At 64.5% G+C, this 16866-nt stretch carries 15 protein-coding genes; 13 read left to right on the top strand and 2 right to left on the bottom strand.

What is annotated here, in order from left to right; all coding sequences use genetic code 11:
* The 9 genes from IB227_RS01330 to IB227_RS01295 all read left to right on the top strand — a co-directional run bounded on the left by IB227_RS01330 (position 1) and on the right by IB227_RS01295 (position 12855).
* Complete coding sequence (locus IB227_RS01330; protein ID WP_225591558.1) at positions 1-591, top strand: inorganic diphosphatase; 591 nt, start codon at positions 1-3, stop codon at positions 589-591.
* A 182-nt stretch (positions 592-773) separates the two neighbouring features.
* Entirely contained in the window at positions 774-1268 is a 495-nt protein-coding gene (locus IB227_RS01325) for a hypothetical protein (RefSeq protein ID WP_225591557.1), read from the top strand.
* 267 nt (positions 1269-1535) lie between these two features.
* On the top strand, positions 1536-3779 hold the full coding sequence (gene tssI, locus IB227_RS01320) for a type VI secretion system tip protein TssI/VgrG (protein WP_192286010.1): 2244 nt from the start codon (positions 1536-1538) through the stop codon (positions 3777-3779).
* A gap of 20 nt (positions 3780-3799) precedes the next feature.
* Positions 3800-5419, top strand: coding sequence for a hypothetical protein (locus IB227_RS01315; RefSeq protein ID WP_192286008.1), 1620 nt, complete (start codon positions 3800-3802; stop codon positions 5417-5419).
* A complete protein-coding gene (locus IB227_RS18545; protein WP_263863683.1) occupies positions 5416-5544 on the top strand; it encodes a hypothetical protein in 129 nt (42 codons plus the stop codon). The genes IB227_RS01315 and IB227_RS18545 overlap by 4 nt, the downstream gene beginning before the upstream one ends.
* An 18-nt stretch (positions 5545-5562) precedes the next feature.
* Positions 5563-10107: a DUF6531 domain-containing protein gene (locus tag IB227_RS01310; RefSeq protein ID WP_225591556.1), complete on the top strand. Its 4545-nt coding sequence runs from the start codon at positions 5563-5565 to the stop codon at positions 10105-10107.
* A gap of 2 nt (positions 10108-10109) precedes the next feature.
* The gene (locus tag IB227_RS01305; RefSeq protein WP_192286006.1) at positions 10110-10676 is read left to right on the top strand and encodes a hypothetical protein; all 567 of its coding nucleotides are present in this window, start codon (positions 10110-10112) and stop codon (positions 10674-10676) included.
* A 627-nt stretch (positions 10677-11303) separates the two neighbouring features.
* Entirely contained in the window at positions 11304-11732 is a 429-nt protein-coding gene (locus tag IB227_RS01300; RefSeq protein WP_192286004.1) for a hypothetical protein, read from the top strand.
* Between the two features lie 310 nt (positions 11733-12042).
* The gene (locus IB227_RS01295; protein ID WP_192286002.1) at positions 12043-12855 is read left to right on the top strand and encodes an aminoglycoside adenylyltransferase family protein; all 813 of its coding nucleotides are present in this window, start codon (positions 12043-12045) and stop codon (positions 12853-12855) included.
* 206 nt (positions 12856-13061) lie between these two features.
* On the opposite strand, the gene IB227_RS01290 is transcribed toward IB227_RS01295, so the two are convergent.
* Entirely contained in the window at positions 13062-13745 is a 684-nt protein-coding gene (locus IB227_RS01290) for an SMI1/KNR4 family protein (protein WP_192286000.1), read from the bottom strand.
* On the opposite strand from IB227_RS01290, the gene IB227_RS01285 reads away from it, so the two are divergent.
* The gene (locus IB227_RS01285; protein ID WP_192285998.1) at positions 13744-14403 is read left to right on the top strand and encodes a heme-binding beta-barrel domain-containing protein; all 660 of its coding nucleotides are present in this window, start codon (positions 13744-13746) and stop codon (positions 14401-14403) included. The two genes, IB227_RS01290 and IB227_RS01285, sit on opposite strands and share 2 nt — an antisense overlap.
* Before the next feature lie 78 nt (positions 14404-14481).
* Here IB227_RS01285 and IB227_RS01280 read toward each other — a convergent pair whose 3' ends face one another.
* Positions 14482-14646, bottom strand: coding sequence for a hypothetical protein (locus IB227_RS01280; RefSeq protein WP_192285996.1), 165 nt, complete (start codon positions 14644-14646; stop codon positions 14482-14484).
* A gap of 165 nt (positions 14647-14811) precedes the next feature.
* Between IB227_RS01280 and IB227_RS01275 the strand changes: the two genes are divergently transcribed.
* The 3 genes from IB227_RS01275 (at position 14812) to IB227_RS01265 (ending at position 16815) form a co-directional block, all read left to right on the top strand.
* Entirely contained in the window at positions 14812-15594 is a 783-nt protein-coding gene (locus IB227_RS01275) for a GIY-YIG nuclease family protein (RefSeq protein WP_192285994.1), read from the top strand.
* Positions 15595-15715: 121 nt separating this feature from the next.
* Positions 15716-16219, top strand: a complete 504-nt coding sequence (locus IB227_RS01270) for a lipocalin family protein (protein ID WP_192285992.1) — start codon at positions 15716-15718, stop codon at positions 16217-16219.
* Positions 16220-16458: 239 nt separating this feature from the next.
* Complete coding sequence (locus tag IB227_RS01265; protein ID WP_192285990.1) at positions 16459-16815, top strand: BON domain-containing protein; 357 nt, start codon at positions 16459-16461, stop codon at positions 16813-16815.
* Positions 16816-16866 lie beyond the last annotated feature (51 nt).

Below are 16866 nucleotides of genomic sequence, written 5' to 3'. Positions count from 1 at the left end.
ATGGTCCTGTTGCTGGCGTTGACGCCGCCGGGCGCCTGGGCGGGCGATGCCGTGCTGCACCCGATCCGGTTGGCACAGCCGGAGACGGCCCCCGACGACGTGCTGCTGGTGGTCGAGATCCCCGCCGGTGGCGCGATCAAGTACGAGCTTGGCGAGGACGGTGAGTTGCGGGTGGATCGGTTCCTGTCGATGCCCGTGGCCTATCCGGCGAACTACGGCTCGATGCCGCGCACGCTGGCCGGCGATGGCGACCCCTTGGACGCCCTGGTACTGACCCGCTTCCCGATCCAGCCAGGGGCCGTGGTCCGGTTCCGTCCCTTGGGCGTGCTGCGCATGGTCGACCGCGGCCAGGCCGATGAGAAGATCGTCGGTGTGCCCAGCGATGCGGTTGACCCGAGCTACAGCGCGCTGCGCACCCTGCAGGACCTGCCGGCGATGGAGCGCGAGCGCATCGAGGCATTCTTCCGCGTCTACAAGCAGCTCCCGGCCGGTGCCCGGATCGAGTTGCATGGCTGGGGCGATGCCGGGGAGGCGCGGCAGCTGATCCGCGCCGCGATGCAGCGATTCGGGCAGACCTCGCCCGCTCGCTGAGCCGCGCGTGCGCGGCTTCACGATCTGCCAGTGGAGGCTGGCATATACTCGGCCCCTGTGCCGAGCGTGGGGAAGGCCGGGACGCCCGTGATGGACGCGCTCCCTCGGGTCAACCAAGGGGATCGGCGAAGGCTCAATCATCGGCTCCGGCAGGCACCGGGGCGGTATCACGGAGGATAGTCATGCGTAGTCACACGGCATTGATCAGGATGAGCGCGGCACTGGTGTTGGTTGCCGCTGCATGTGGCGCGAGCGCCGCGCCGCCGATGGAGGAAGAACAGGTCAACCCCAGCGAGGTGGTGTTCGAGAATGGGCAGGCCTATGCCGACGCCGGCGGTGGCCAGCTCGAGCGCCTGCACAGCCGCAAGCAGGGTGGGGAGACCGTCTACTACCGGCTCGTGCGTTACGACAACGAGTTCGGTTATGTCGCCAATGACGGTGCGCCGTCGGAAGCCTACACGGCGCGCCAGACCAGCTCGCTCGGCAGCACGCCCTACACCTACCACGGCTCGGGCATGTACCGGCCGGATTTCTACAACAGTCCGTACAACCGCGATGCGCGCCAGCGCTACTGGGGCCCGGGGTACTTCGGCAGCTGCAGCCGCTATGACGGGTGCCGCGAAGTGCAGTACGTACCGCTGGTGCCCGTCGTTCCGGTGTACCGGTCCGGGTACTGAGCGCAAGGCAAGCGGGAATGAAGCGAAGGGCGGCCAATGGCCGCCCTTCGTTTTGGCGGGCCCGACTCCGTTTTCATGCCTGCATCACGGTTGGTGGTGCGTCGACGTTGGGTGCATGCAGGGCCTGAATTGGGAGCATTCCTAAGCGGGGCTGCAGAACCGTCTTGTTTAGCTTTGTGATTGAATTTTGAGGCGTCAAAATGATGGCGCTTTCCCGGTGCTGATGGCAAAGTCGGGCTCGACCTACATGGGACGACGGAGCGCCCAATGTCCGCTGCATCATTGCTAACCGCCCTGGATGTGCAACGCCTGCATCAGGACCGACGCCTGATCCGCGTGGAGACGGCACTGGAGCCGGAGACATTCCTGGTCAAGCAGTTCGATGGTTCCGAAGGCGCGTCGCGGCCCTTCAGTTACCGCATCGAGTTGCTTTCCACCCAGCCCCGGCTGGAGCTCAAGCAACTGGTGGGCCAGCCGCTGCGCCTGCAGCTTGGCGATGAGTTCGGGAACCGCAGCGTGCACGGCTACGTGCGTGAGTTCGCCAGCACCGGCCAGCAGGCACAGTTCAGCAGCTATCGCGCGGAGGTGGCTCCCTGGTTCGCTTTCCTGGACTACACCTGCAACTGCCGCATCTTCCAGGACAGGAACGCCCTGCAGATCATCGAGGAGGTGTTCGACGGGTATTCCGAGCTGGCGCGGTACCGCTACGACCTCAATGCCGGCAAGCTGCCGACGCTCTCCTACTGCGTGCAGTACAACGAGTCGGACTTTGCCTTTGTCAGTCGCCTGCTCGAAGACGCCGGCCTTTACTACAGCTTCGTGCATGACGAGGACGGGCATACGCTGGTGATCAGCGATGACTCCACGCTCAGCACCGTGCACGGTGACCCGCTGGCGGTCTCCTTCGTCTCGGACCAGGGCACGTTGGCACGGACCGGCCTGCATCATTGGGGCGCACGTCGTCGTGTCGGCCCCAGCATGCAGACGTTGCGCAGCTTTGATTTCAAGCAGCCCAGCCAGCAGCTCGATGGTGATCGGGGCAACGAGGTGCCGCTGGGCCTGCTGCCGCCGCTGGAGCAGTACCGCTACGACGGTGCGGCACGGTTCTCCAACAGCCGTGTCGGACAGGCATTGGCGGCGGTGCGCAACGAAGAAGTGGTATGGCCGACCAAGTTGTTCGAATGTGCCGGCAATGCCGGCGAGCTGGACGCGGGCGGTTGCTTCAGCCTGGAGCGTCACCCGGACTTCCATGGGCGTGACGGTGCTGACCGCGAGTTCTTCGTGGTGGCGTTGCAGCGGGAAGGGCGGAACAACTTCGCCAGTGACTTCGGCAGCGCCGAAGCGCCGAGCGTGGAGATGCGCGCTGAAGTCCTGCGCCGTCGCATCCCGTTCCGCCCGTTGCGCACCACGCCGTGGCCGCGCATGCCCGGGCCGCAGACCGCGACGGTGGTCGGGCCGCCGGGCGAAGAGTTGCATGCCGATGCCTATGGGCGGGTGAAGGTGCAGTTCCATTGGGACCGCCAGCTGGATCGCCGCGAGAACGCCTCGTGCTGGATCCGCAGCGCCAGCCCTTGGGCCGGTGCGGACATGGGCGGTGTCTCGCCGCCGCGCGTGGGGCAGGAGGTCATCGTCGACTTCCTCGATGGCGACCCGGACCGGCCGATCATCACCGGCCGCGTATACAACGAGCAGAACATGCCACCCTTCGGCATGGAGGTCAGCGGCCTGAAGTCCAAGACCGTCAAGGGCGCGGGCTGGAACGAGATCACCATGCATGACAGCGCCGGCGGCGAGCTGCTGAACATGCGCGCCCAGCGTGACATGGTCACCACCGTGCTCAATGACCAGAACGCCACGGTCAAGAACAACAAGTCCACGTCGGTGACGGTGAACCACAGCATGGACGTGGGCGCCAACCAGGACATCAGCGTGGGCGGCACCCGCGGCATCACCGTGACCGGCGCGGACACGTTGACGGCAAAGGACACGCGCACCACGAACGTCACCGGCGCGGTCACCGAGAAGTACGAAGCCGGCGAAACCAAGACCATCACCGCTGCCGGCTACACCGAGACCATCACCGGCCCGTTCAAGACCACCCTGACCGGCGACTACACCAGCCAGCGCACCGGCACCTGGCTGGAGACGGTGACATCGACGTCCACGCGCAACGTGGTCGGCCTGGTCACCGAGACGTTCGATGCGGGGCGCAAGACCACCATCACCGGCGAGGACAAGCGCGCGGTGCAGGGCAAGGTGGACGACAGCAATGTCGGGGCGCGCGTGGTCGATGTGACCGGCAACTACTCGCAGGACGCCTCCGGCACCTTCAGCCAGGGGGCCGATGGCGACATGAGCCTGGAGTCGGCGACCAAGCTCACCGCGAAGGTGGGTGGTTCATCCATCGAGATCACCGACAGTACGATCACGATCAGCGCCGGGGGTTCGGTGGTGGTGATCGATGCCAGTGGTGTCTCGGTCAATGGCAGCGAAATCAAGCTCAACTGCTGAGCCGGCCCGGGAGGCAATGCATGCAGGACAACCCGATGCTGCGCGGCTTGAGCGCGTTGCGAGATGCCTGGCTGCAGGCCAGTGCGGAGCCGGCCCACCGGTTGCTGGTGTGGCGCCTGCCGGCCAACGCCAGCCGCCTGTTGGCTGCGTTCTTCGAAATGCAGCGGCACGACGAGGGACGCGATACGCCGGACTACTTCCTGCGCATCGACACCGCCTATGAGCTGGGCTTCCGCTACAGCCGGCAGATCAAGCGCGACCTGCTGGAGCGCTACCTGGCCAGCCAGGACGAGCTGCGCGAGCAGCAGGTGCCGCTGGGTTGGCGCGGCCCGCACGAGGCGCACGCGGACAGCGCCAAGGGCGTGGTGGACGTGCTGGAGAGCTTCGTCGAACACCACCGCGAACAGATGCGGTTGCTCGCGGCCGTGCTGGAGCCGGAGCGCTGCGTGCCGGGCGAGGGTTTCGAATGCTGGGTGGAGGCCGCTCTGGCGGCCGGCCCGGGGCCGCGGCTGCGGCTGATGCTGATCGACAGCCAGGAGCAGCCGCGTTGGCAGGGCCTGCTGGATCGCCTGGGCGACAAGGCCGGCTTGATCACGGCGGAGGTGGACCTGTTCTCCATCGCACGCGACACCGCCGCGCAATCGGGCGGGCGCGGCCCGGAAGTGCTGTATCGGCAACTGATGGCCGACATGATGTTGCTGATCGAGCGTGGCACGCCGGCGCAGGTCGCCGCCCGCGCCGAGCGAGCCCAGGGCCTGGCGTTGCGCCAAGGCTGGCAGGAGCAACAGTCGGTGGTGCAGATGATGCTCGCCGGTTCATGGCTCAAGCACGGTGACCACGCGCAGGCCATCAACGCCTATCGACAGGCACGTAGCGCGGCCGAAGGGGCGCGCGTGGCCGGCAATGCCGCCGCACCGGAACTGGTGATGCAGAGCTGGTTCGGCGAGGCCGGCTGCTGGTTGGCGGCCAAACAGCCCGAGCGTGCCGCCCAGACTTACCTTCAGGCCTCCACCTCGGCCGCCAGCATCCCGCACCCGATGTTCACGCTGGAGGGGCAACGCATGGCCGGCTGGTGCCAACTCCAGGCCGGCCAGCGCGAGGCAGCGCGCACGCACCTGCTGGAGGCGGTGCGGACCGCCAAGCCCCTGTCACCGGCCGACCGCAAGGCCACCACCTTGCCGCAGGCGCTGTGGGACCTGCTGTTGCTGCAGGACACGCGCCGTTGCGAAAAGCTCCAGGAGGTGTCGGCCCACTACCTGCAGGCAAGTACGCTCCTGCTGGAAAAAGCCGATGCGCAGGCACGAGCGTTGGGGCCGCTGCCGCCACGGGCGGAGCTGGACCGGATCGACGCGCAGTTGGATGGCGCGTTGGAGCAGAGCTTCCACCGTGCCCAGCAGGAGCGCGAGCGGGTGATCCAGGGGGGCGACGAATTCTTCCGCAAGATCGTGGCGGTGGGCCGCGACTTCCTTGACCCGGGCTGGAATGGCCTGCCGGCCATCGAGCACCCGCTGGACCACGACATTCCGGTGTGGAGCGAGCCGCCGGCCATGCAGCCGCTGCCGGACCCGGCCGCGCTGCTGCAGCCGGCACCTGCCATCCCGGCCACGCCCGCAACGACCACGGGAGTGGCCCTGGCATGAAGTCGAACAAGATCCTCTGGATGAGCGTGGCCATCGTCGTCGGCATCGCCGTCGTGGCGTGGATCAGTGCCGATTACCGGGACGAGGTAAAGGCTTTCCTGCGCGCCCTGGCGCGCGCGCTATAGCGGACAGGGAGTGTTGCCATGAGCATCGCCGCCAAGCATTTCGACCCCCAGTTGGGCATCGACATCCATATGTACGCGGTGCCGCCGAGCCCGCTGCCGACGCCGCACATCGGCCTGGTGCTGGATCCGTTCGACTACATCCCGTTCATCGGCTCGACCATCAAGGTCAACGGCGTGCATCGCGCCACTGCCGGTACCGGGGGCCTGGACATCCACATCCCGATGGGGGTGTGGGCGCCGCCGTTGTCAGCGCCGATGGGGCCGCAGTTCGACGGTGAAGAGATCTTCATGGGCAGCCGCACCGTGTCTGCCGACGGGGAGCCGTTCTCGCGGCTCGCCATGCCGGTGCTGGACTGCAACCTGGCCGGCATGATCAACCCGTTCCGGGTGAAGAAGCCCAAGAAGCCGCTGCGCGCGATGTCGTTGCCCACCGGGTTGAACGTGGCCATTCCCACCAGCGTCACCGTGGGCGGTCCGCCGACGGTGTCGTGGACGGCACTGGCATTCCGTGCGGCGTTCGCGGGGCTGGGCAAGCTGCGCAAGAGTGCGTTCTTCCGCAAGAAGATGGACGCATTCGCGAACTGGCGGCGAGCGCGGTGGGGCAACCTGCCGCCGGGATTCCTCAAGTGCAAGGTGCTGCGTGCCGAACCGGTGGATATCCGTGACGGCAGCGTGGTGGTCAACCATCAGGACTTCCATGTTCCCGGCCGCCTGCCATTGGCGTGGACGCGTAGCTATGGCTCGCGCCGTGGGTCAGAGCCGGGCCTGTGCGGCAACGGCTGGCTGACGCCGGCCGATATCCGCCTGGAACTCCTGGACGATGGCAGCGCCTGGCTGTCCGCGCCGGACCAGGTGGCGTTTTTCCCCGAGCTGCCGGCGGTGGACGACGAGGTGGGTGCGATCCTGGACTTTGTCGACGGTGCCCGGTTGCTGCGCGGTCAGGGGCAGTGGCGGGTGCGCTTCAAGGGTGGGTTGCAGTATGTATTCGGCGTGCTGCAACCCGGCGGGGTGAGCACGTTGCCGGCGAGGGGCGCGTTGGTCATCGAGCGCATCGAGGACGCGCATGGCAATCATTGGCGGTTCGAGCGACGCGATGGCCATCTCGTCCGCATCGTCGAAAGCGGGGTGGATGACCTGCAGGGGCGCTTCATCGAGGTGGATGCGCGCCATGGCCGCATCGAGCGGATGGCCCTGCACGATCCGGCCACCGGCCGGCTTCACCCGCTGGTGAGCTACCGGCATGGCGATGCCGGCGACCTGCTCGCCGCCGTCGATGCACTGGGTGCGCCGCGCACGTTCGGCTACGAACAGCAGCGGATGGTGCGCCATACCGATCGCGTCGGCCTGTCCTTCCACTATGCGTTCGACGCACAGGGCAGGGTGGTGCACTCCTGGGGTGATGGCGGCCTGTACGACTATCGCTTCGAATACGACGCGTTGCTGCGGGAGACGCGCGTCACCGATTCCTTTGGCCACCTGACGGTGGTGAAGTTCGATGAAAACCAGTTGCCACTGTGCGAGATCGACCCGCTCGATGGCGTCACGCTGTTCGAGTACGACGACTTCGGCCGCACGGTAGCGGTGACCGACCCGGAGGGACTGCGCACCGGCTTTGCCTATGACGCCCACGGAAACCTGACCTGCCTGACACGAGCCGACGGCACCTCGGTCCAGATGGAGTACGACCAGGACGACCATATGGTGTCGTTGCGTACACCCGATGGTGCCGATTGGCGCCAGACGTACGACCTGCAGGGCCGGTTGGTCGCGCAGGTGGATCCACTGGGCGCCACCACCTGCTTCGACTACGACCGACAGGGCCAATTGCTCGCGCAGACCAATGCCCGGCAGGCGGTGACGCGACTGCGCTATGACCGTCACGGGCTGGTGGCCGCGGTGATCGATGCACTGGGCCACGAGAGCCGCTACGGGCATGACCCTATGGGCCACCTGCAGGAGCAGACGGATCCACTCGGCCAGGTCAGTCGTTACGAGTACGACATCAAGGGGCGCCTGCTGGGCACGGTCGGACCAGACGGCAATGGCGTGCGCTGCGAGTACGACGCCGAGGACCAGCTGGTGCGCTACACCGATGAAGCTGGCGGTCAAACGCGCCTGCAATACGTCGGTATCGGGCAGATCGGCAAGCGGCTGCAGGCCGACGGCCACAGCGTGGAGTATCGGTATGACTCCGAGGAACAGCTCGTCGCGGTCATCAACCAGCGCGGTGAAACCTACCAGTTGGTGCGCGACGCCTTGGGCCGCATTGTGGAGGAGGTCGACTACTGGGGACAGGCCCGCCGGTACACCTATGACGCAGCGGGACGACTGACCGCCACGGTGGACCCGCTGGGCCAGCGGATCGCCTTCACCACCGACAAGCTCGGACGCATCATCCGCAAGACGCTGCCTGATGTCCGTCATCCGGGCCAGCAGGTGCAGGAGCACTTCATCTACGACAAGCTGGGGCAGCTCGTTGAGCTGCGCAATCCGGCGCGAACGGTCAGGCGGCAGTACGACCAAGTAGGACAGTTGCTGGAAGAGCTGCAGGATGGCTTCCGCGTGGGCTATGCCTACGATGCGGTCGGCAACCGCGTCCTGCGCGAGACCTCGGCCGGCAACCGTGTAGCGTTTGGCTATGACCTGCGCGACCAGACCGTATCAGTGGCCATCAATGACGAGTCGCCGATCTCCATGGAGCGCGATGCACTGGGTCGCACTATCCGCGAACAGCTGAGCCCGCACCTGCAGCGCGAGTTCACCTATGACAGCCGAAACCTGTTGACCTCGCAGTCGGTGCTGAAGGATGCCGCGCCGCTGTTTGAGACGCGCTACGACTACGACCGCAGTGGCAACCTGGCCCGGCGCAGCGACAGCGTGCAGGGCATGGATGAGTACCGTTACGACGCCATTGGTCGCCTGCTGGAGCATATTGATCCGAAGCAGAAAGTGGAACGCTACTTCAACGACCCGGCGGGCGACCGGCTGCGCACCGAAGTGAAGCAGGTGCAGGCGCGCAAGGTGGTGGGCGGCGACGAAGACGAGCTGACTACCTGGACGCGTGAAGGCACCTACCAAGGCGTGCACTACGTGTTCGACCGCGCCGGCGACCTGGTGCACAAGGGCGCACCGCATGGCGACGCGCCGGATGACCTGACCCTGATCTGGGATGCCAACCATCGGTTGGCGGAGAGCCGCCGCAACGGGCAATCAACGTACTACGGCTACGACCCGCTGGGACGTCGGGTGTTCAAGCGCAATCCGACGCAGACGACGTGGTTTTTCTGGGATGGCGATGCGCTGCTGGGCGAGGTACAGCAGGCCAATGACGCCGAGGATGCAGCGCCGGTCTGGGTGGGGAACGTGGGCAGCCTGGTGGAAGTGAAGCGCAGGCAGCGGCGGTTGGAGATGTTGCATGAGCGGGTGCGGGAGTATGTGTACTACCCGGGGACGTTTGTGCCGTTGGTTGCGGTGAGTGAGCTTAGTCCCGCCGAGGAGACCCAAGCCGTGACGATAGTGCAACCTGAGTTGCTGTCGAGCGATTCAGGCAGGCGAGGCATAACAGGTGAGCAGCCGTTGCACAGTCCTTCTGCGGAAAGGGCGAGCGGGCTCCGTCACGCGGATGATTCAAAGCTGAAGAATTCGGCAGGATTTGGCGTTCTGGGGCTGAGTAGCTCTTTGGCTCCAAGAAACGACGGTTCAGCGTGGGTGGAACAAGCGTCCGGCACTTCATTGGTAGCACATGCACCTGCGAGCCGAGAGGGTTCATTGGATGAGACGGCGGCGGATTCGCAGCATCGTGCGCTGAGTGGGGGGGCATCGGTGGTGACGCAGCGTGCCGCGAGCCCTGGATCCCGAATATCCTGCTTCTTGTTCGATATTAATGGTGAGGTGACGGGGCGAATCGCCCCTGATGGTGTCACTTGCATCAATGAGGGATCTTCGATTGAAGAGGGCTCTTGTTGCATCGAAAAGCAAGGGCGCTACTTGGATGTAGAAACCGGCCTGGCATACAACAGGCATCGATACTATTTGGTTGAAGTGGGGCAATTCGCGTCGCAGGATCCAATACGCCTTCTGTCGAGTGAGAGCCTCTATGCAGGTCCGAAGAACGAATTTTTGTATATAGACCCGCTAGGTTTGTATGAAGAGTTCGGTATCTGGGGGTATGCGAATTACATGCATGCCAATGATGGACTGGATGCGCATGAGTTGCTTCAGAATGCGTGGCTGCGAAACAATAACCATGTTACCGGGCGGGCGTCGGGGATAGCTAGAACGAATCCCGCCATTGCAGTGGAAGCGAGACCGTTGCACAAGGCCATTAGCGCGGCGCAGCGGAATGCAGGGCTGTTCAAGCCGAGTGTGCTGAAAGGGATGACAGCGCTCGAGAACATAAATTTGAATTCGGTGATTATGAAGAATGTGATGTATCAGGAATTTATCGATAGAGGTTGGGATCCCGGGAATGCGCGGCGGTTTGCGCATGAGCGAACGCGAGAGCTCAGGCGGGCGGCGATTGAGTTCGCTAAAAATGAGGGGTTATTGCCTTGCAGGGGATAATTATGTTGAAAGAGAGGTTTTTGGGTTTGTCGCTTCATTCCAACGGGTCATCGAGGGTCGGTGGCCGAGCGCCTGAAGCCGTTCTCGGTATGGCTGAATTTCGGCCGGGCTCTCGCTTTCTTCTGCTGCTTGCAGGTGCTGACTTTCCAGAATTGAATGGAAAGGATCTGTCGATTATGCTTGATGAAGGATTCCTTCCCACTGACGAAGATACGATCTATCCAAGAATTGGAATTCGATGCTTTCTGCATGCACCGAGTCCGGAGAGTTTGGACGCCTCTACCATCCTTGATTCAATAGCTAACGGTTCCCTTGTGCCAGCAACAGAGGGGGATTCATGGTTTGTAAAGATTGGCGGGGAGCCAGTTCTAATTCAGCGGGAAGATTACTACTTCAGCGCAGTGACTGGTGCTGGGTATGAGTTCTATTTCCAGGTTGATGAGAATGGATTTCCGGATGGATTTGTGCTTGAGGATTATCCGTTGAACTACGGAGGGCTGTACATTTACGCGAAGTTCGATGCTGGCGGCAAGGTGGAGGAGGTGGTCGCGGGATTCACGCAGTTTTAAGATGCATCCATACTTCTTGCGACTTTCTGTTGGTTTGTGGGCTGCGTACTGGATGGGTGTGATTTCGCCGGTGTTGAATCTAACAGAGTCGGTAGCGAGGAGCGGATGTGTCGGTGATGTGCCGATGGAGAAGCTCGACGGCTTATCACGGATGGGGTTGTGACTTGCCTGCGGCATCCTGAACATCTCGCCGTGGCTTGTTATCGAGTCTCGGCTATCGCCGATTGGTCCAGGATGGACACTCGTGGTGGATGCGAGGTGTCATTCGCCCGGCACCCTTTGGTGATGGGTAGAAAGTGCAAGCGGTTCCGGCGTTGTATCTTCCCGGCCGAGATGCATCGTGTTCAACGCATGGATCGGTCGGCACGCGCGGGTTGCGCTGGCTACTGACCTTGGTCGCGCTTGGGGCTGATCATGGGTGCCAAAGTGCGTGACGCGGGCCGCCATCGGCGCGACATGGAGCTGTACCATCGAGAAGGTGGGGGGCAGTTATCAGTCGCGGCGTTTCGGCCGGGAAGCCATCAAAGAGGCCAATCACGTAGAAGACCCGCCGTGACAGGATTACATGAAAGGTTTGTCGACCATCTGCTGTCGAAGGGGTGGATGCGCCAACCCAGGAGCGACAGCTTGCTGCATACGGAATCCCTGGTGGCGGATGCGGCTTCGATAGCTGCAGTTCCTCCGTCGTATATCGAATTCCTGTCGGGTTTCCAGTCGCTTTCGAGCGAGGACGAGGCAACCTGGTTCCTGACGCTGGAGGATTATGCAGGTGCGACGGCCGGTGCTTTTTCCTGGGATGAGTTTGAGAGGATGAGTCTTGATGCAGCGATGGACGGCCAGGATGCCGAATCGGTGCGCGTCTTCTGGCGGGAGTATCTGCCCGTTGTCCTGTCGGTCGGTGGCGACTACGAGTTCATCGCCGTAAGCAGGCTGTCCGGCTTGGTCGTGCACGGTGTTGAACCGGAATTCGAGAGTGTCACGCGCTTGACGGAGAACGTCGATGCGCTGATGCACAAGGTAATTGAAGGGCAGCACGCCGGATTCTTCTTCGATTGAGGGAGCATCGGATGCAATGGCGTGTGCTTCGCAGGCGTGACCGCCGGCCGAACGCCCAGTGTATCCAGTGGCCGGTGGCAGATCACGGGTCGATGAGTCCGGTCACCCATGTGGAATCGACCGGTTTGCGGTGTGGCTCGAGCCATCAGGGTGCGATGATCGTCGCCTGGGTGGCGAGGCCGGCAAACGTGCAGCTGGGCCAGGCGCGGCATGGGCCGCCTGGTCCGTTGACCTGCGGATCTCTGTGCCGCCGCAGATGCACGACCGTGTATCGCCTACATCGAAGGAGCGGCGACGCTACACTCCCGGCATGCATGACTCTCCGATTCCTTCGATCAATCCACAGCTGGCCGCTGTTCACCGCGTGGTTGAACACCATCTCGGTGACACGATCATGGCGGTCCATTTGTTTGGCTCGGCCCTGTTGGGCGGGCTCAAACCGTCGAGTGACGTCGACCTGCTCGTCACCGTGGCCGTGGCACCGGATGAGCGGGTGCGGAATGCATTGCTGGTGGATCTGCTGACGGTATCGGCGCCGCCATCTGTCGATGCGGTGTTGCGTCCGCTGGAGTTGACGGTGGTCGCGTATGACGGTGTGGTGCCATGGCGGCATCCCGCGCGCCGGGAGCTGCAGTTCGGGGAATGGTTGCGGTCGGACATCGTCGCGGGCCGCTTCGAGGCGCCCGTGCTCGATCACGACCTGGCCATTCTGCTCAGGCAGGTGCAGGCGCACGGCGTCGCGCTGTTCGGGCCCTCGCCGGATGCGCTGTTCGAGCCGGTTCCCGATGCCGATATTAGCCGCGCATTGCAGGACACCGTCGCGCAGTGGCAGGTGCCGGAAGATTGGGCAGGGGACGAGCGCAACATCGTTCTGGCGCTGGCGCGCATCTGGTACACGACGATCACCGGTCGGATCGCCGCCAAGGATGATGCCGCCGATTGGCTGCTTCCGCTGCTGGACGAGCGGTATCAACACGTCCTGGCCGCTGCGCGGGCGGCGTATCTCGGACATGCACCGGACACACTTTCCGGTCAGCCAGATGCGGTTGCCGATTTCATCCGCTACGCCTGCCATTCAATCACGGTGCTTCACACAGGCCGGCAGGGGGCTGTCGGGCTGTGAGCGATGTGCGGTGTCGGTATGCCGCATGGGGAGAGCGTTCGGGCAGGCTCGGCGAAAGTGCCTCGATCAAACACCCGTAGATCGAGCGGGCCTGCGGCGCCGAAAGCGCAGGCAGGAGGCGCCGAGAACGGCCGAAGTCCAGGCGCTCGCGGACGATGGCCTGGCGTCCCGGAGCCTAAGCGGATGGGCGGGCATGTCGCGGTTACTCATTCGAGGAGGAGATCCTCGGGTGCGTCGGCAATCTGCGTGAGCGAGAGCGGCAACAGCGCGGCGAACCCGTCGCAGACATGGTCCATCGCATCCGGGTCGTGGGTGAAGCTGATGATCTGGCCGGGACGGCCGTGCGCGGAAGGGCTGTGGTCGAGGATCAGCATCAGGATCGGGGCATGGAAGCCGGCGAAGGGCAGCCAGCCCTGCTGCGCCCAACCGGATTGGAGCCGCACGTCCCGGGGGCGGGGATCCTCGTAGCCGTCGTACTGGGGCGCGCGCCGGTGCATGCCGCGCCATTGCTGCATCGCCTGTTGCAACGACAGGAAGCGGTAGCCGGTGAGATAGCCCGGGCGCGCGAACACGGTCTGGGCATCCTCGCTGCCATTGGCACGACGCCAGGCGCTCTTCAGCAGCGGGCAGATCGTGAAGCCAAGCTCCCGTTCGGCGTCAGCGAGCGCATCCTCGCTGACGCCGGGGGCCAGTTGCAGGGCCTGATCGTTGGCCGCATACAAGGCCGCGAGTTCAGTGAGATAGGCAGGGAAGTCCATGGGCATCGGCTGTATCAGGGCGGTGGGCGCACCGTGCCCGCGGATCGGGCGGGCGCGGCACCGGCAGGGATATTCGGGGTTGCAGCGGGTAAAATGCGCCAATTCACTGCTGCGGTACACCCTGCGCGCCATGACCACATTCCCTGAAGACATCTACACCGAGCCGACCCCCGATCCCAACACGCTGGGCAACCTGGGCCCGCTGGCACCCATGGCCGGCGTCTGGCGCGGCGAGCGTGGCATGGATGTGAATCCCAAGGCGGACGGTCCGGAGCACCAGGCGTTCATCGAGCACTACGAACTCCATCCCATCGACGCGCAGACCAATGGCCCGCAGCTGTTCTACGGCCTGCGCTACCACACGCGCATCGTGAAGCCCGACGACGTGGAGACGTTTCACGACCAGGTGGGCCACTGGCTGTGGGAGCCGGCGACCGGGACGATCATCCTGACGCTGTCCATCCCACGTGGACAGACGGCGATGGCCGTCGGCACGGCCGCGCCGGACGCCAAGCGCTTCCATCTGCGTGCGGTGCGCGGCTCCACCACCAACGGCATCCTCTCCAATCCGTTCCTGGAACATGCGTTCCGGACCGAGAGTTACGACATCGAGGTCACCATCCATGACGATGGCACCTGGTCGTATGAGCAGACGACGGTGCTGGTCATCCCGGGCCAGGCCGAGCCGTTCAATCACACCGATCGCAACACGCTGACCCGGATCGGTGCGCCGGTGCTGAATCCAACGGCGCAGGCCGCCGCGGAGGACGCGGAGCCGATGCCGGCCTGACGTCCGCTGCCCATCGTCCGGTTCTGCACAAGCCCCGCCATGCGGGGCTTGTGCTTGAAGGCGAGGCCGACGCCCCGTTCATTCTTCCTCGTCGTCGTGCTCGCGGCGCTTCTTGGGTTCGGGCGGTGTACCGGGGTTCGGCTCGCGGCGAGGCGCCGGATGCGGGAGGTTGTCGGAAGGAACGGGCTTGGCGTCGTTCCGCGCTGAGATCCCGAGCCGGTGACCGGCTTGCAGGAGGGCCATGGCGTTGCTCCGTCGGCACGGCAGGCATTGCCGTGCCAGTACCCTGCGCGCAGGGCAGTTGGTGCGCCGTGGCTGTCGCGTTGCCGGTACGCTGACAATGATGACCACGGTGGATGCCCCGGCCGTTAAGCAATGGCGACGTACCCTGCGCCGATGAAACCACCGATGGAATTGCAAGGCCTGCAGGCGCTGCCGCCCGCACCCGGCGTGTACATCTTCCTGGGACAGGACGATGAAGTGCTCTACATCGGCAAGAGCATCAACCTGCGCCGTCGCGTGGCCGATCACCTGCGGGCACCGGGCTCGCGTCGCATGCTGGAGCGGGCGCGACGCGTCCGCCATGTACGCACGGCCGGCGACATCGGCGCACAGTTGCTGGAGGCCCGGCTGGTGAAGCAGCAGCTCCCGGTCTTCAACATCCGCCTGCGGCGGCACCGGCGCCTGCTGGGCATCACCCTGCCCGGGGACACGCCCGAGATCCGCAATGTCCATGCGCTCGGCGATGCCACCGCCTACGGGGTCTTCGCCAGCAGGTTCGCCGCGCAGGCACTGCTACGCACGTTGGCCGATGCGCATGGGCTCTGCTGTTCGGTGCTGGGGCTGGAGCCGTCGACGGCGGGGCAGCCCTGTTTCCGGTACCGGCTTGGGCGCTGCGCGGGCGCATGCTGCGGCCAGCTTCCGATGCAAGAACACCGCCGACGGCTGCACGAGGCGCTTTGCGCGCACCACCGGCGCGTGTGGCCCTATGCCGGCGGCATCGGGGTCGTGGAGCAGTGCGAAGGGCTTCGGCAGATCCACGTCATCCGCAACTGGGCCTATCTGGGGAGCGTGGACACCCTCGCGCGGGCCGCGGCGCTGAGCCGCCCCGAAGTCGCGTTCGACCTGGACGGCTACCAGATACTGGTGGGGCCGATCCTGCGCGCAAGCGTGGAGATCCAGCCGCTCTGAAGCGTTGTGGTTGCACCCCCGTCAAGCCGGATGAGTATCCGGTGAGGGCTGCGGCCGGTTCCTTTCACGGGCCGCTAAAGGCGCGCTTGTTCTCATGACTTCATGCACATGGGAGACCGTAATGGACACTGACGTACTGAGCGTTCCGCACCTGGATATCGAGCGCTACCTCGGCCTCTGGTTCGAGATCGCGCGCAAGCCGATGCGCCACGAGGATGTGGGCGCGCGCGACATCACCGCAGACTACTCGCTGGACGAGGACCGCTCGATTCGCGTGGTCAATTCCTGCATCAACGACAAGCGCGAGCTGGAGCAGTCGGTGGGCACGGCACGCGCGGTGGACGAGAGCAATGCGCGGCTGGAGGTGAGCTTCCTGCCCGAGGCATTGCAATGGGTGCCGTTCACCAAGGGCGACTACTGGGTACTGAAGATCGACGCGGACTACCAGACCGCGCTGGTCGGTGAGCCGTCACGGAACTACCTGTGGCTGCTGCACCGGCAGGGCCACATGGAGCGCAGCGTCGCCGAGGAATGGTTGAATGTGGCGCGCATGCAGGGTTATGACCTGTCCGACCTGATCTGGCCGGAGCAATCCGGTGCGGTCTATCCGCCGACGTCGGCCTGAATCCCGCACCGGAGCAGGTAGCCATGAAACGTCGTCGCCTTCTATCGAAGAGGAACATAGCCATCATCGGCGCGATCGTCATCATCCTTGCGCTGATCATCAGCATCCCGCCGTGGTAGTGGCGATGTACATGATTGTCATCGGCGCATGAGCAACCGCTGTGCCGCTGATGCGGCTGGTTAACCCGCGCAGGCGGATGCTGGACCCGGAGCTGACCTGCTCCGTCAAAGGAGAAATCCATGAAACGAGCACTACTCAGCCGTTGGGCCCTGCTGGCTGCATTGCCACTGTGTGCCTCGGCCGCCATCGTCAGCGCCGAGAACCCGCCGACCGAGCGCGAAGAGGCCAAGGCGGACTCGGAACAGCCGGGCAGCGATGCCTGGATCACGACCAAGGTGAAGGCGGACCTGTTGACGACCTCGAACGTTCCTGGCCTTGAGATCAAGGTAGAGACCGTCAATGGCACGGTGAACCTGAGTGGCACGGTAAGCAGCCAATCCGAGAAGGAACGTGCCGTCGCGGTTGCGCGCGGCATCCAGGGTGTGAAGCAGGTGGATGCGACCGGCATCCGGGTCATGGGGGCGCCGGCCCGCTGACGATGATGGCGGGCAGCGGTGATGGGCCGCTGCCCGCAAAGGGCAGGGAAG

The organism is Stenotrophomonas sp. STM01 (assembly GCF_014852135.1).
Lineage (GTDB): Bacteria > Pseudomonadota > Gammaproteobacteria > Xanthomonadales > Xanthomonadaceae > Stenotrophomonas > Stenotrophomonas capsici.
This window is presented reverse-complemented; position numbering and strand designations above follow the sequence as displayed.

Coding starts and splice junctions, on each gene's coding strand:
- IB227_RS01325 (WP_225591557.1), top strand. CDS start 774: ATGCGTAGTCACACGGCATTGATCAGGATGAGCGCGGCACTGGTGTTG.
- IB227_RS01275 (WP_192285994.1), top strand. CDS start 14,812: ATGGAATTGCAAGGCCTGCAGGCGCTGCCGCCCGCACCCGGCGTGTAC.
- IB227_RS01315 (WP_192286008.1), top strand. CDS start 3,800: ATGCAGGACAACCCGATGCTGCGCGGCTTGAGCGCGTTGCGAGATGCC.
- tssI (WP_192286010.1), top strand. CDS start 1,536: ATGTCCGCTGCATCATTGCTAACCGCCCTGGATGTGCAACGCCTGCAT.
- IB227_RS18545 (WP_263863683.1), top strand. CDS start 5,416: ATGAAGTCGAACAAGATCCTCTGGATGAGCGTGGCCATCGTCGTCGGC.
- IB227_RS01295 (WP_192286002.1), top strand. CDS start 12,043: ATGCATGACTCTCCGATTCCTTCGATCAATCCACAGCTGGCCGCTGTT.
- IB227_RS01310 (WP_225591556.1), top strand. CDS start 5,563: ATGAGCATCGCCGCCAAGCATTTCGACCCCCAGTTGGGCATCGACATC.
- IB227_RS01330 (WP_225591558.1), top strand. CDS start 1: ATGGTCCTGTTGCTGGCGTTGACGCCGCCGGGCGCCTGGGCGGGCGAT.
- IB227_RS01265 (WP_192285990.1), top strand. CDS start 16,459: ATGAAACGAGCACTACTCAGCCGTTGGGCCCTGCTGGCTGCATTGCCA.
- IB227_RS01305 (WP_192286006.1), top strand. CDS start 10,110: ATGTTGAAAGAGAGGTTTTTGGGTTTGTCGCTTCATTCCAACGGGTCA.
- IB227_RS01285 (WP_192285998.1), top strand. CDS start 13,744: ATGACCACATTCCCTGAAGACATCTACACCGAGCCGACCCCCGATCCC.
- IB227_RS01280 (WP_192285996.1), bottom strand. CDS start 14,646: ATGGCCCTCCTGCAAGCCGGTCACCGGCTCGGGATCTCAGCGCGGAAC.
- IB227_RS01290 (WP_192286000.1), bottom strand. CDS start 13,745: ATGGCGCGCAGGGTGTACCGCAGCAGTGAATTGGCGCATTTTACCCGC.
- IB227_RS01270 (WP_192285992.1), top strand. CDS start 15,716: ATGGACACTGACGTACTGAGCGTTCCGCACCTGGATATCGAGCGCTAC.